This is a genomic window from Acidovorax sp. 69 (genome assembly GCF_002797445.1).
GTDB lineage: Bacteria > Pseudomonadota > Gammaproteobacteria > Burkholderiales > Burkholderiaceae_C > Acidovorax.
On sequence record NZ_PGEP01000001.1, the window covers coordinates 116,024 to 130,567 of the forward strand.

Annotated in this window: 10 protein-coding genes; 4 read left to right on the plus strand and 6 right to left on the minus strand. The window is 66.9% G+C overall.

All coding sequences use genetic code 11. From position 1 onward, the window contains the following. Positions 1-109: 109 nt before the first annotated feature. Entirely contained in the window at positions 110-550 is a 441-nt protein-coding gene (locus CLU85_RS00550) for an acyl-CoA thioesterase (protein WP_100408581.1), read from the minus strand. A gap of 468 nt (positions 551-1,018) precedes the next feature. On the opposite strand from CLU85_RS00550, the gene CLU85_RS00555 reads away from it, so the two are divergent. After that, positions 1,019-2,980 carry a methyl-accepting chemotaxis protein gene (locus CLU85_RS00555; RefSeq protein ID WP_100408582.1) on the plus strand — a complete coding sequence of 654 codons (1,962 nt, stop codon included), beginning with the start codon at positions 1,019-1,021 and terminating at the stop codon, positions 2,978-2,980. Positions 2,981-3,059: 79 nt separating this feature from the next. On the opposite strand, the gene CLU85_RS00560 is transcribed toward CLU85_RS00555, so the two are convergent. Both CLU85_RS00560 and CLU85_RS00565 read right to left on the minus strand, forming a co-directional pair. Continuing rightward, positions 3,060-3,434, minus strand: a complete 375-nt coding sequence (locus tag CLU85_RS00560; RefSeq protein WP_100408583.1) for a DUF779 domain-containing protein — start codon at positions 3,432-3,434, stop codon at positions 3,060-3,062. An 83-nt stretch (positions 3,435-3,517) separates the two neighbouring features. Then, a complete protein-coding gene (locus CLU85_RS00565) occupies positions 3,518-5,041 on the minus strand; it encodes an aldehyde dehydrogenase family protein (protein ID WP_100408584.1) in 1,524 nt (507 codons plus the stop codon). Between the two features lie 314 nt (positions 5,042-5,355). On the opposite strand from CLU85_RS00565, the gene CLU85_RS00570 reads away from it, so the two are divergent. Then, positions 5,356-7,308 carry a sigma-54-dependent Fis family transcriptional regulator gene (locus tag CLU85_RS00570; RefSeq protein ID WP_100408585.1) on the plus strand — a complete coding sequence of 651 codons (1,953 nt, stop codon included), beginning with the start codon at positions 5,356-5,358 and terminating at the stop codon, positions 7,306-7,308. 47 nt (positions 7,309-7,355) lie between these two features. Here CLU85_RS00570 and CLU85_RS00575 read toward each other — a convergent pair whose 3' ends face one another. Continuing rightward, on the minus strand, positions 7,356-8,735 hold the full coding sequence (locus CLU85_RS00575) for an ATP-binding protein (RefSeq protein ID WP_100408586.1): 1,380 nt from the start codon (positions 8,733-8,735) through the stop codon (positions 7,356-7,358). Next, on the minus strand, positions 8,732-9,496 hold the full coding sequence (gene ompR / locus CLU85_RS00580; RefSeq protein WP_100408587.1) for a two-component system response regulator OmpR: 765 nt from the start codon (positions 9,494-9,496) through the stop codon (positions 8,732-8,734). The genes CLU85_RS00575 and ompR overlap by 4 nt, the downstream gene beginning before the upstream one ends. A 269-nt stretch (positions 9,497-9,765) precedes the next feature. Between ompR and CLU85_RS00585 the strand changes: the two genes are divergently transcribed. Beyond that, complete coding sequence (locus CLU85_RS00585; protein ID WP_100408588.1) at positions 9,766-10,317, plus strand: hypothetical protein; 552 nt, start codon at positions 9,766-9,768, stop codon at positions 10,315-10,317. Positions 10,318-10,367: 50 nt separating this feature from the next. Continuing rightward, entirely contained in the window at positions 10,368-11,342 is a 975-nt protein-coding gene (locus tag CLU85_RS00590; protein ID WP_100408589.1) for an alpha/beta hydrolase, read from the plus strand. A 67-nt stretch (positions 11,343-11,409) separates the two neighbouring features. On the opposite strand, the gene uvrA is transcribed toward CLU85_RS00590, so the two are convergent. Then, a complete protein-coding gene (gene uvrA / locus CLU85_RS00595; protein WP_100408590.1) occupies positions 11,410-14,478 on the minus strand; it encodes an excinuclease ABC subunit UvrA in 3,069 nt (1,022 codons plus the stop codon). Between the last annotated feature and the right edge of the window lie 66 nt (positions 14,479-14,544).

The following is a 14,544-nucleotide window of genomic DNA, read 5'->3' on the forward strand; positions in this document are numbered from 1 at the left end:
ACGGGCAGCACCGGTTGTTTTAATACCCATAAGTTGATCAGCGGCCACCCCCGTAAGCCTTCAGTGCCAAGGCCGCCTGGGCCGCCCACAGGCTCTGGCCCTGGCGCCTTTACTGTGCGGCACGCGATGCGTCAATATGCGCCTGGGCGCGCTGGGCCAGTGCAATGTCACCGGGGGTTTCGGGGCTCCACTTGTCAACAGTGCGCGGAGCGTCGCTGGTGTCCACGGCGGTATACACCGCCACACAATGCACCACGTCTTGCAGCGGCGCCCCATGGACGGCGCCGCTGCGCACCTCGACCGCCAGGCTCATGCTGGAACCGGTGGTGTGCGTCAGCCGCGCATGCACCTCGACCAGGTCGCCCGGACGGATCGGGCGCACAAAATCGGCGCCCCCCAGAAACTCGGTGATGCATGCCCCCTTGGCCCATGCGCTGGCGCAGGCATAGCCGGCTTCATCCACCCAGCGCAGCACCGTGCCGCCGGGGACGCGTCCCCCTTGCAACAGACTGCCTTCAGACGCCAGAAAGCGCAGGGTGATTGAGTGCATGCCAAGTGCTCCAAATAGGGGGAATCCTATTATTCTCGGGGTTGGACGGCGGCGTGGCAGAAAACCCGAGAGCCTGTTGACGATCTTCCTGGCGATCCCGGGTGAGGTCGTCAACAGGCTTTTGGGGCGAAACGCACGACCAACGAGGACCTTGCGGTGCAGGAAGTGGCGCCACAGGAGCCCCTCGAATCGCGCGCAGCAGCCAAGACGCCTTCTGCTGCAAAGCGTTCTGGCAACTGCCATCGTGCCCAGCCGGCCCACCGGAGTGGGGGCCTTTGGCGTCCTCGGAGATGCGGGGTGCGCTGCGCCGCTCACTTGACCTGAGTCAAAACCTTACTGCAAAGAGATCCCTACATTGCGTTACATCCCGTGCGTCCTGATGGAGGGGCGCACCCCAGTCGGCGGCTGCCGATACCCGCCCACTGTGGGTCCCCTTCTCTCGCACACGCTCGCCGTGCGCCTACTGCCATGTCATTGCTTCACCGGTTGAACCTGCTCGAAAAATTCCTCATCCTGGGGACCATCGGGCTCCTGATGAGCGCATTGCCCACCTATTTGACGGTGAGCGATTCGCTGCGCGCCATTGGCCACGCCCGCCAAGAGGCGCAGGGGGTGGCGCCCGCGCAGGCGCTGACCCGTCTGGTGCAACTGACGCAGGTCCATCGGGGCCTGTCGGTGGGCATGCTCGGCGGCGATGAAGCCCTGGCGGCACGCCGTCCTGCTGCGCGTGATGCGGTCAATGCCGCACTGGACGACGTCAGTGCCCGTTTTGCCGCCGCCAAGGTGCCCGCCGCCCAGATGACCACATGGACGCAGGCCCAGCAGACCTGGCGCACGCTGGAGCAGGCCGTGGCCGCCCGCAGCATCGAACAGGCCCAGAGCACGGCGCAGCATACCCAGCTGATTGCCGGCCTGCTGCAGTTGAATGAAGCACTGGTGCACGCCTACGGCCTGCAGATCGACCCCGACGCCGATACCCATGCCTTGATCCAGGCCTCGCTGGCGCAGGCGCCGATGCTGGGCGAAAAGCTGGGCATGCTGCGCGCACAAGGCGCCAGCGCACTGGGCAAGCGTGAACTCACGCCCCAAAGCAAAGGCCAACTTCTGGTGCTGCAACAACGGGTGGCCGAACTGCAGGCCGACACCTTCCGGGGACTGGACCGTGCCCTGCAAGGCAACGCACAGCTCCAGAGCGCTCTGGGCAGCAGCGCGCAGGCCGTGCAGAGCCAGATCCAGCAGTCGCTGCAGATGGCTGAGCGCGACGTGATCAATGCCACCGACCTCACCCTGGCCTCCAAGGACTACTTTGACGCGTTCACGCGCACTATTGAGGCGCTGAACGGGCTCAACAACCTGTCCCTGGCCAGCCTGGACCAGGCCCTGCAAGCCCGCGTGGCCGCCCTGCAGCGCGGCCTGCTCTGGGTGGCGCTGGCGTTGGTGCTCACACTGTCGGCCACCAGCGCCATGGCCCTGGTGTTCGTCCGCTCGATGACCGGTCCGCTGTCGCAGGCTGTGGCGCTGTCGCGTGCCGTGGCGCAGGGCGACCTCAGTGGCAGTGAACTGACCCATGGCACCAATGAGGTGGGCCAGTTGCTGCAGGCACTGATGCAGATGCGCACCCAACTCACGCAGGTGGTGCGCCAGGTGCGCGGCGGCTCCGAGAGCGTGGCCACCGCCAGCGTGCAGATTGCCCAGGGCAATACCGACCTGTCGGCGCGCACAGAAAGCCAGGCCAGTGCGCTGGAAGAAACCGCTGCCTCGATGGAGCAGCTCAATGCCACTGTGCGGCAGAACGCCGACAGCGCACTGCAGGCCAGCCAGCTGGCCGCCAACGCGAGCACCGTGGCCATCCAGGGCGGTGAGGTGGTGGCCCAGGTGGTGGACACCATGCACGGCATCAACGCCTCGTCGCAGAAGATCTCCGACATCATTGGCGTGATCGATTCGATCGCCTTCCAGACCAACATCCTGGCGCTCAACGCCGCCGTGGAAGCCGCCCGCGCCGGTGAACAAGGCCGGGGCTTTGCCGTGGTGGCCAGCGAAGTGCGCAGCCTGGCAGGGCGCAGCGCCGAGGCCGCACGCGAGATCAAGTCGCTGATCAGCGCGAGTGTGGAGCGCGTGGCACAGGGCAGCGCCTTGGTGGACCGCGCTGGTGCCACGATGAACGAGGTGGTGGGTGCCATCCGCCGTGTGACCGACATCGTGGGCGAGATCAGTGCGGCCAGCCGTGAACAATCACTGGGCGTGGCCCAGGTGGGTGAGGCCGTGACACAGATGGACCAGGTCACGCAGCAAAACGCCGCGCTGGTTGAAGAAATGGCCGCCGCTGCCAGCAGCCTGCAGAACCAGGCCGAAGACCTGGTGCACGTGGTGTCGGTGTTCCGTCTGGGCGATGAGCGCAGCCACAGCGGAGCGCTACGGCTTCAATAGCATGCAGCGCATGTAAATCAAGCGCTACAAGTCTTTTTTGCTTGAAATCGCAACCGCTGGCCCCTGGAGGCGGTTGATGTCAGCCCAGAGGGCGCTCAATGCCCAAGGCGGCCAGCTCCACGTCGGTGAACACGCGTGAGCGGGTGTGAAAGGCCTTGCCTTCTGGCCCCTCCAGCGAGAAGGTGCCGCCAGTGCCCTCGATCACGTCGATGATGAGCTGGGTGTGTTTCCAGGTGTCGTACTGGCCACGGCCGATGTAGAACGGGCAGCCGCCAATGTCGCCCAGGTACACGTCACCCGCCCCCATGGTGATCTCACCGGGCAGATAGCAATTGGCCGCGCTGTTGTCACAGCAGCCACCACTCTGGTGGAACATGAGGTCGGGGCCGTGTTTGGTTTGAAGGAATGCAACGAGTTCGAGCGCGGCGGGCGTGGCGATGACTTTTTCGACCATGGCGTGTCTCCTTGTGGTTGGGCAAAAACAAAAAGGGGAGCCGTTGCCAGCCCCCCTTCGGGTATCACTCTCAGCCGGATGGCTTAGAAAAAGCCCAGCTTGTTTTCGCTGTAGCTGACGAGCAGGTTCTTCGTTTGCTGGTAGTGGTCCAGCATCATCTTGTGCGTCTCGCGCCCAATGCCCGATTCCTTGTAGCCCCCAAACGCTGCATGCGCGGGGTAGGCGTGGTAGCAGTTGGTCCACACGCGCCCGGCCTTGATGGCGCGGCCCATGCGGTAGGCCACGTTGCCGTTGCGGCTCCACACCCCTGCGCCCAGGCCGTACAGCGTGTCGTTGGCAATGGCCAGCGCCTCGGCTTCGTCCTTGAAGGTGGTCACGGCCAGCACGGGGCCGAAGATTTCTTCCTGGAAGATGCGCATCTTGTTGTGGCCCTTGAACAGCGTGGGCTGCACGTAGTAGCCGCCTTCCAGATCGCCGCCCAGGTGCGCCTGGCCACCACCGGCCAGCACCTCGGCGCCTTCCTGTTTCCCCAGGTCCAGGTACGAGAGGATCTTGGTGAGCTGCTCCTTGCTGGCCTGTGCGCCCATCATGCTGTCGGTGTCCAGCGGGTTCATGTGCTTGATGGCGGCCACGCGCTTCAAGACACGCTCCATGAATTGGTCGTAGATCGACTCTTGGATGAGCGCGCGGCTTGGGCAGGTGCAGACCTCGCCCTGGTTGAACGCGAACAGCACCAGGCCTTCAACCGCCTTGTCCAGAAAAGCGTCGTCCTTGTCCATGATGTCGGCAAAGAACACGTTGGGGCTCTTGCCGCCCAGTTCCAGCGTGGCGGGGATGAGGTTGTTGGCGGCGGCTTGCGCAATCACGCGGCCGGTGCTGGTGGAGCCGGTGAACGCGATCTTGGCAATGCGCTTGGAAGTCGCCAGCGGCATGCCCGCCTCGCGGCCGAAACCGTTGACGATGTTGAGCACGCCGGGCGGCAGCAGGTCGGCAATCAGCTCGGCCAGGATGAGGATGGAGATGGGGGTCGATTCGGCGGGCTTGAGCACCACGCAGTTGCCCGCACCAATCGCAGGGGCCAGCTTCCAGGCCGCCATCAGGATGGGGAAATTCCACGGAATGATCTGGCCCACCACGCCCAGCGGCTCCTGGATGTGGTACGCCACGGTGTTCTCGTCGATGTTGCTCAAGGCTCCTTCCTGCGCGCGAACACAGCCCGCAAAGTAGCGGAAGTGGTCCACGGTGAGCGGAATGTCGGCGTTCAGCGTCTCGCGGATCGCCTTGCCGTTGTCCACGGTTTCGGCGTAGGCCAGCAGCTCCAGGTTTTGCTCGATGCGGTCGGCAATTTTCAGCAGGATGTTGCCGCGTGTGGCGGCATCGGTCTTGCCCCAGGCGTCGGCCGCGGCGTGCGCGGCATCGAGCGCCAGTTCGATGTCTTCGGCAGTGGATCGGGCGGCCTGGGTGTAGACCTTGCCGTTGACGGGCGAGATCACGTCAAAGTACTGGCCCTTGACCGGGGCCACAAACTGGCCGCCGATGAAGTTGTTGTACTGGGGTTTGTAGGCGATCTTGGCGCCAGCGGCGCCGGGGGCTGCGTAAACGGTCATGGGGTTGTCTCCTGCGGTTGTTGTGTGCATCGGGCCGACCCTCTGGGCCATTCCGATACCAACCCCCTACTCAAAACGCATGCCAGCATGCACCACAGCATGGAGCCTTGATTTCATTGGAGTTTTTCTGCCGACCCGGGGCCATACCTGTCGCGGCGGACAACGGCTGGCTGTGCCGTGCCGCGACACCTGTCACGAAATGGAACAGTTGGCGCGCCCCTCTGGTCCAGGCCCTTGCCCCCGGCGTTGCCGCCCGCCATACTCATCCCACACCACAAAAAGCAGGGCCCCGTGACCCTGCACGGAGACAAAGCGTGCGCCCCAATACTTCCCCGGTCGCCCTGCGACAGGCCCGCCAGCACCTGCTGGACTCCGGCCAGTGCCCCAGCGGCCTGGTGGACGAGCGCCTGGCCCGCTCCTGGTCGCGCAGCATGGCGGCCGGCCTGGTGCCCACCGGGCGGCCCCAGGCCATCGACCACCCCAGCAGCGGCACCCTGCGCCAGGTGCTGGCCAGCAACCCCGAGCTGCTCGCGCATTCGCGGCCGGTGATGGAGTACCTGTTCGAGCAGGTGCGCCACAGCCAGAGCGTGGTGGTTCTGGCTGACCGGCGCGGCATGCTCATGCACACCCTGGGCGACCCGTACTTTGTGGACAAGGCCGAGCGCGTGGCGCTGACCAGCGGTGCCTCCTGGCACGAGGCCCACCGGGGCACCAACGCCATCGGTACCGCACTGGCCGAAGTTTGTGCGGTGGAAGTGCATGGTGGCGAGCATTTTCTGGAGCGCAACAGTTTTCTCACTTGCGCGGCCTCGCCCATCCTCTCGGCCACCGGCGAGCTGCTGGGCATCCTCGACATCTCTGGCGACTACCGCAGCGGCCATGCCCACACGCTGGGCCTGGTGAGCACGGCGGCACGCATGATCGAAAACCGCCTGCTGGCCGCCACCTGCAAACGCAACATCCGCCTGCACCTGCACAGCGCGCCCGAGGGCATTGGCAGTGTGGCCGAGGGCATCGTGGCGGTGTCGGCCGACGGCTGGATCGTGGGCGCCAACCGCGTGGGCCTGGCGCAGCTGGGCCTGCATGCGGGCGACGTGGGCGCCACCTTGCTGGAGCAGGTGCTGGATGTGCGGATCGACGACCTGCTCTCGCACCACAAGCGCCGCCCCCAGCAGCCGCAGGCTTTGCGCGTGGTGGGCGGTGCGCTGCTGTTTGCCCAGGTGCAGGTGGATGCCGCAGCGTGGACGGGAACACCCTTCGCCGCAGCACGTGCGCCCCAAAGCGTCAGCCCTGCCCAAGACGCATTGGCGCAACTGGACACCGGCGACGCCCGCTGGCGCGCAGCCGCAGACAAAGCCCGCCGCGTGGTGGCCAAGCCCATTGCGGTGCTGATTCAGGGTGAATCGGGCGTGGGCAAAGAGGTGTTTGCCCGTGCCCTGCACGCCAGCGGCCCGCGCCGCGATGCGCCGTTTGTGGCCATTAACTGTGCGGCCATCCCGGAGCACCTCATCGAATCCGAATTGTTCGGCCATGTGGCCGGTGCGTTCACCGGTGCACGCAAGGAGGGCAGCCTGGGCCGCCTGCGTGAGGCCCACGGCGGCACGCTGTTCCTGGATGAAATTGGCGACATGCCGCTGGCCCTGCAAACCCGCCTGCTGCGCGTGCTGCAAGAGCGCAGCGTGACCCCCTTGGGTGCGGGCAAGGCCGTGCCGGTGGACTTTGCACTGGTCTGCGCCACCCACAATCAGCTCATGCAGGCGGCCGAGCAGGGGCGTTTTCGGCAAGACCTGTACTACCGCATCAACGGCCTCACGGTGCAGTTGCCTGCCCTGCGCGAGCGCAGCGACTTCGTGGCGCTGCTGCGGCGGCTGCTGGCCGACCTGGCCACCGAACAAGGCCTGCCAGTGGATGTGGAGGTGGCTGCGGACCTGCTGGCCCGCCTGGCTGGCTATCCCTGGCCCGGTAACTTGCGCCAGCTGGCCAGCGTGCTGCGCACGGCCTGCGCCATGCTGGCCGAGGGCGAAGACACCCTGGGTTGGGAGCACATGCCCGACGACCTGGTGCAGGCGCTGGAGACGGCACCATCACAAGGCGGACAGCCGCCAGAGACCCCCATGGGCCCCGCTGCGTTGAGCCTGCAGCAATTGTCCAGCGCTGCCATCGACCAAGCCCTGCAGTCCGCACGCGGCAACATGTCGCAGGCGGCGCGCCAGCTGGGCATCAGCCGGCAGACGCTGTACCGCAAGCTGGGCGCACGCCCCGGTTAGCTACACATTCGATAGCTGTTGGCGCTTATGTATCAAGCGCCTGCGCCCTATTTCTCTTTCATCGGCAACACCAGCCTTGCTTGCAGGCCCTGGCCGGGCGCGCTGTGCAGCTCCAGCCGCCCGCCATGGGCACGCGCGACACGGTCCACGATGGCAAGGCCCAGCCCTGCGCCCGGCGTCCCGCTGCGCGCCATGCCGCCGCCGCGTGCAAACGGTTGGCGCATGCGGTCGAGTTCTGTGGCGGCGATGCCTGGGCCGCTGTCTGACACCTCCAGCCATGCCTGGTGGGCGTCAGACCCTGTGCGCAGTACCACCGGGGGCGTGCCGTAGCGCCAGGCGTTTTCCACCAGGTTGTCCAGCGCCCGGCGCAGCGCCTGCGGGCGCACGGACATGGTGGGCAGAACACGCAGTTCAAGCGCCAACACACGGCCGTGGTCGGCCTGGGCCTCGGCCACGGCCTGTGCCAGGTCGTTGAGCGATGCGGTGGTGGGCGCCTCGGCCTCACCGCTGCGCGCAAAGTCCAGGAACTGGCCAACGATAGCGTCCATCTCTTCGATGCTGCGCGCCATGCTGGCCGCCAGCGGCGCATCGACCTGCGTCCCGGCAATCTCCACGCCCAGGCGCAGCTTGGTCAATGGCGTGCGCAAATCGTGCGACACGCCCGCCAGCATCAGCGCACGCTCGTGGTCGGCGGTGGCCAGACTCCGTGCCATCTGGTTGAAGCTGTGGCCCACGGTGGCGATTTCTTCGGGGCCGTCCTCTCGCAGCGGGGCGGGGGCCTGGCCTTGTGCCAGTTGCCGGGCCGCCACCACCACCTGGGCCAGTGGTTGGTGGATGTGCCGCTGCAGCCACCAAGCGCCCAGCAGCGCCAGCAGCATGCTGGTCAGCGTGGCGGCCAGCCAGGCGCCAGTGAACTCGCGGGTGGGGAACACGCTGGGCAGGTTAAGCCAATAGGTCTGCGCCCCCTCTGCGTCCTCATGCACCACGCGCAGGGCCAGCACGCCGGTGCTGTCGCGGCGCCATACAGGTTGCGGTGGCTGCGAGGTGGGTGTCTCCGCATCGCCCGCACCCAGGCGGCGTGACACGGCCTGCACAAACTGTCGCTCCAGGGGCGACAGCAGCGCACGCCGCGCCGCGCCCTCTGGCGGGCCGGGCGGTGTGGCTTGTCCGGCCTGCCGGTTGAACGCATCGACAAACGCCACGCGCTGTGCCGGGGGCAGTGCCCGCAGCCCCGCCCGCAGTGCGACCACATTGCGCGCCACGCCATCGGCCACCTGCGCCACGCGGGGCTGAAAGATCATCTGTCGCACCAGCAAGGCCGCCACCAGCTGGCCCAGCACGATGAGCACCGCCATCAGCAGCAGGTTGCGCCCCAGCAGGCTGCGCGGCCAAAGTCGCTGGCGGGTGGGGAGGACAGATTCCGTCATGGCGGGTGGCCGCCGCCCGGCGCGGAGTCATCGGGCACAAACACATAGCCCACGCCCCATACGGTGCGGATGTGGCGCGGCTGGGCGGGGTCGGCCTCGATGAGCTTGCGCAGGCGCATCACCTGCACGTCGATGCTGCGGTCGGTGGCTGCGTGGTCAGGCCCGTAGGCCAGTGCCATCAGCCGGTCGCGGCCCAGCGGGCGGTGCGGTTGTTGGGCCAGCGCTTGCAGCAGTGCGAACTCGCCGGTGGTGAGGGGCACGTCCTGCTCGCCCTGCCCATGCGGGCCATGGCCCCGAGTGAGGCGGCGCTCGTCCAGCCACAGTGTGAAGGCGCCAAATGTTGTGCGCCCACCCGCCTGGCGCGGCCCGGTGTGGGCGCCCAACATGCGCTGGCGCCGCACCATGGCCTGCACGCGCGCCAGCAGTTCGCGTGGGTTGAAGGGCTTGGGCAGGTAGTCGTCGGCGCCCATCTCCAAGCCAATGATGCGGTCCACCGGGTCGCCGCGTGCGGTGAGCATCAGGATGGGAATGGTCTCGCCCTGCGCACGCAGGCGCCGGCAAATCGACAGGCCGTCTTCGCCCGGCATCATCACATCGAGCACCAGCACGTCAAAGCGCTCGCGCGCGAGCAGTGCGTCCAAGGGGCCTGCGCCATCGACCGTGCGCACGGTGTAGCCCTGGTCGCTCAGGTAGCGCTGCAGCAGCGCGCGCAGGTCAGGCTCGTCATCGGCGACCAGGATCTTGGCGAGGGTGTCAGTCATGGAAGGGGACGGTTCTTGTCGGTGAGGCAAGGGCAGGCCCGATGGTACGGTGCGAAACGCCGGGCCTGCGCATGTGCCCGGCGACCCCGCCCGGCGGTGATGACAAGCTGTGACATCGCTCCAGCGCGTTTGTCATGGTTTGTCATCACTTGGCGCAGCGCTGCAACCATTGGCTCACAGGTGGCGGCCACAGTACGAATCCATCCGTGCCGCACCGCTCACCTGTCTGAGCGGTGCGCGCAGGGGTTGAATCACACCCGGAGGTTGCCATGTCCTTTCATTTTTTACCCACTCTTCGTGGCATCGCCACCGCCTGCGCAGCGCTGGCGGCGTTGTCTTTGCCGACAACGCCCGTGCATGCGCGGGCAGCCCGCGCCGTGGCGCAGCATGAAGACGGCTCCACCACCGCCCGCGCTGGCGTGGTGCGGGCCCGTCCGGCAGGTGGCGGTGTGGCCCGTGGCCGCACCGTGACCACCGACGGCGCGGGCAACACCAGCATGCGCAGCGCCGCTGCGGTGGCGACACCCGGTGGCGGCACAGGCGTGCGCCGCGCCAGCAACACGGGTTTGGCCGATGGCTCGGCCACCCACCAAAGCAGCATGGCGGCGCAAGGCGCACAGGGCAGCGTGAGCAGCAGTGGCAGCGCTGCCCGGGCCGCAGACGGCAGCGTCACGCAAAGCCGCAGCACCACCGCCACCAGCGCCGCCACCGGCCACAGCGTGCAGGCGCAAAGCAGCTACAGCAAGGACACAGGCCTGGCCCACAGCGCCACCTGCTACGACGCCGGCGGCGCTGCCATGGCCTGCCCCTCGCGCCCTTGACGGGCCTACGCTCCCGTTTGCAGCCCCCCGCCTTTCTCCAGGACCTCGCCATGTTCTTGCGCCACATCCTTTCCCTCACCGCCATGGCCCTATTGGCCGTGGCAGCCCCCAGCGCAGATGCCCAAACTGCCCCTCCGAACGGTGCGGGTCGCCTGCGCGCCCTCATTGCCCAGAAGCAGGCCACGACCGCTCCCGCAGCCCTGCCCGCAGGTGTGCAGCGCATCGCCGATGTGCCCTATGGCAGCGACCCGGCGCAGCGCATGGACGTGTATGTGCCCACCAGCCCCACCACCGGCACCCCCAGCCTGGTGGCCAGCGCCGTGCGCGCACCGGTCATCTTCATGGTGCATGGCGGTGGCTGGCGGATGGGTGACAAGACCATGGGCCGTGTGGTGCAGGAGAAGGTGGCGCGCTGGGTGCCCAGGGGTTTTGTGCTGATCTCGGTGAACTACCGCATGCTGCCGGACGCCCCCGTGGCCCAGCAGGAGCGCGACGTGCAGGCGGCGCTGATGGCCGCGCAGCAGCGCGCGGGCACCTGGGGCGGCGACGCCAGCCGCTTCATCCTCATGGGCCATTCGGCCGGCGCCCACCTGGTGGCGCTGCTCAATGCCCGCGCCCCGCAGGCCCTGCGTGAGGGCGCCTGGCCCTGGCTGGGCACGGTCTCGCTCGACAGTGCGGTGATGAACGTGCCCACCGTCATGCGTGCGCCGCACATGCCGCTGTACGACGACGCCTTTGGCTCCGACCCCGCCTACTGGGTGGCTTTGTCGCCCTATCACCAGTGGACAGTGGGCGCACCCCCGATGCAGATGGTGTGCTCCACCGAGCGGGCCGACCACCCTTGCCTGCAGGCCGACAGCATGGCGCGCCATGTACGCAACCAGGGGGGCCGTGCCGAGGTATTGCCCCAGGACCTGACCCACGGCGAAATCAACGCCCAGCTGGGCCTGGACAGCGACTACACCCTGGCGGTGGAAGCCTTCATGCGCTCGCTGGACGCCGAGGTGGCGCGGCGGTTGCCGTGATAGGGTTTGAATTTGCTATTAAATAAATAGCTGCTAGCGCATGTTGAATAAGCGCTAGCGTCTATTTTTAGTCAAACTGTGCTCGCAGGTAGGGCGCCAGATACCGCCCCGTGTGGCTGGCCGGGTTGGCTGCCAACTCCTCGGGCGTGCCCACCCCCACCACGGTGCCGCCACCCGCGCCGCCTTCGGGGCCCATGTCGATGAGCCAGTCGGCGGTTTTGATGACGTCGAGGTTGTGTTCGATGATGACGATGGTGTTGCCCGCGTCGCGCAGCTGGTGCAGCACCTTGAGCAGCAGGTCGATGTCGGCAAAGTGCAGGCCGGTGGTGGGCTCGTCCAGGATGTAGAGCGTGCGGCCGGTGTCACGTTTGCTCAGTTCCTGCGCCAGCTTTACGCGCTGGGCCTCGCCGCCCGACAGCGTGGTGGCGGCCTGGCCCAGGCGGATGTAGGACAGGCCCACATCCAGCAGCGTCTGCAGCTTGCGCGCAATGGTGGGCACGTCCTTGAAGTACGCCGCAGCGTCTTCCACCGTCAGCTCCAGAATCTGCGCAATGTTTTTGCCCTTCCACAGCACCTCCAGCGTCTCGCGGTTGTAGCGCTGGCCATGGCAGATGTCGCAGGGCACGTACACGTCGGGCAGAAAGTGCATCTCCACCTTCACCACGCCGTCGCCCTGGCAGGCCTCGCAGCGGCCACCGCCCGCGGATTGCGACACATTGAAGCTGAAGCGCCCGGGGCCGTAGCCGCGTTCCTTGGCCGTGTTGACCTCGGCCATCAGCTCGCGGATGGGTGTGAACAGGCCGGTGTAGGTGGCGGGGTTGCTGCGCGGCGTGCGGCCAATGGGGCTTTGGTCCACATTGATGACCTTGTCGAAATACTCGATGCCCACGATCTCTTCATGTTCGGCTGGTTCTTCGTGCGCGCGGTACAGCTGGCGGGCCACGGCGGTATACAGCGTGTCGTTGACCAGCGTGCTCTTGCCCGAGCCAGAAACCCCTGTCACGCAAGTGAGCAGCCCCACGGGGAAGTCCACCGTCACTCCCTTGAGGTTGTTGCCCGTGGCGCCCACCACGCGCAGGGCCTGCACGGCGCCCTGGCGCGCGTGGTGCTCGGCCATGCGTTCGGCCCGGCGCTTGCTGGCCTCGGTTTGCGGGAAGCGTGATTTGGCTTTGGCCTCCACCACGGGCGCGGGCTGGTCCAGCACCGGCAGCCACGGCGTGCGGCGCGTGGGCACGGCAATGGTGCGTGTGCCCGACAGGTACTGGCCCGTGAGCGACTGCGCGTTGTTGCGCACTTCGTCGTAGGTGCCCTGCGCCATCACACGCCCGCCATGCACGCCCGCGCCGGGGCCCATGTCGATCACATGGTCGGCAGCGCGCATCATGTCTTCGTCGTGCTCGACCACGATCACGCTGTTGCCAATGTCGCGCAGGTGTTTGAGCGTGGCGATCAGGCGGTCGTTGTCGCGCTGGTGCAGGCCGATGCTGGGCTCGTCCAGCACATACATCACGCCCGTCAGGCCGCTGCCGATTTGCGAGGCCAGGCGAATGCGCTGCGCCTCGCCACCGCTCAAGGTTTCGGCGCTGCGGTCCAGGCTCAGGTAGCTCAGGCCCACGTCGTTCAGGAACTGCAGGCGCGTGGCGATCTCGCGCACCACCTTGTCGGCGATCTCGGCCTTGGCGCCGGTCAGCTTCAGGTCGTTGAACCAGGCGTGGGCGGTGTTCAGCGTGGCGTGGCTCACCTCGTAGATGGCGCGGGCCTGCTCGCCCTCGCCCAGTCGCACATGGCGGGCTTCACGGCGCAGGCGGGTGCCGTGGCATTCGGGGCAGGGCTGGGTGCTGCGAAAGCGCGCCAGGTCCTCGCGTACCACCACCGAGTCGGTCTCGCGGTAGCGGCGGGCCATGTTGGGAATGATGCCTTCGAACGGGTGCTTTTTGGTGTGCACCTTGCCCTTGGAGGCACCGCTGTCCATGATGTAGCTGAAGGCAATTTCTTCGTCGCCCGAACCGTGCAGGATGGCGTGCTGAACCGACGCGGGCAATGATTCGAACGGCGCGTCGATGTCAAACGCATAGTGTTTGGCCAGGCTCTCCAGCATCGCAAAGTAGTAGCCGTTGCGCCGGTCCCAGCCCTTGATGGCGCCGCTGGCCAGGCTCAGCGTGGGGAAGGCCACCACGCGCGCCGGATCAAACACGTCGCGCTGACCAATGCCGTCACACGCCGGGCACGCGCCCATGGGCGAGTTGAACGAGAACAGGCGCGGCTCCAGCTCGGGCAGCGAATAGCTGCAGACCGGGCACGAGAACTTGCTGCTGAACAGGTGTTCTTGCCCCGTGTCCATCTCCAGCGCCAGCACGCGCCCATTGCCCTCGTGCCCACCCACACGCAGCACCGCCTCGATGCTCTCGGCCAGGCGCTGCTGCAGGTCGGCCCGCACCTTGATGCGGTCGATCACCACGTCGATGTTGTGCTTCTCGGTCTTCTTGAGCGCGGGCAGGTTCTCGTGTTCATAGATCTGGCCATCGACCCGAAAGCGGATGTAGCCCAGCGCCTGCATCTGCGCAAACAACTCGGTGAACTCGCCCTTTTTCTCGCGCGCCACGGGCGCCAGCAGCATGAGCTTGGTGTCTTCGGGCAGGGCCAGCACGGCGTCCACCATCTGGCTCACCGTCTGCGCGGCCAGCGGCAGGCCATGGTCGGGGCAATACGGCGTGCCCGCACGGGCGTACAACAGGCGCAGGTAGTCGTGGATCTCGGTCACCGTGCCCACGGTGGAGCGCGGGTTGTGGCTGGTGGCTTTTTGCTCAATGCTGATGGCGGGCGACAGGCCTTCGATCAGGTCGACATCGGGCTTGTCCAGGCGGCCCAGGAACTGCCGTGCATAGGCCGACAGGCTCTCCACATAGCGCCGTTGCCCCTCGGCATACAGCGTGTCGAACGCCAGGCTGGATTTGCCCGAGCCCGACAACCCCGTGATCACCACCAACTGGTTGCGCGGAATGTCCAGGTCGATGTTCTTGAGGTTGTGCGTGCGCGCGCCCCGGATGCTGATGCGTTGCTCGCGCAGGGCGCGGGCGAGGTAGATGCCATCATCAGCTTGGGCAGATCGGTCGTCGGCAACTGGGGGGAGGGTCACGGGGCGGGCTCGGTGCGGGACAACCCACCATGATAGGCCACCCGCCCTCTGCGCGCCGCCCTCACA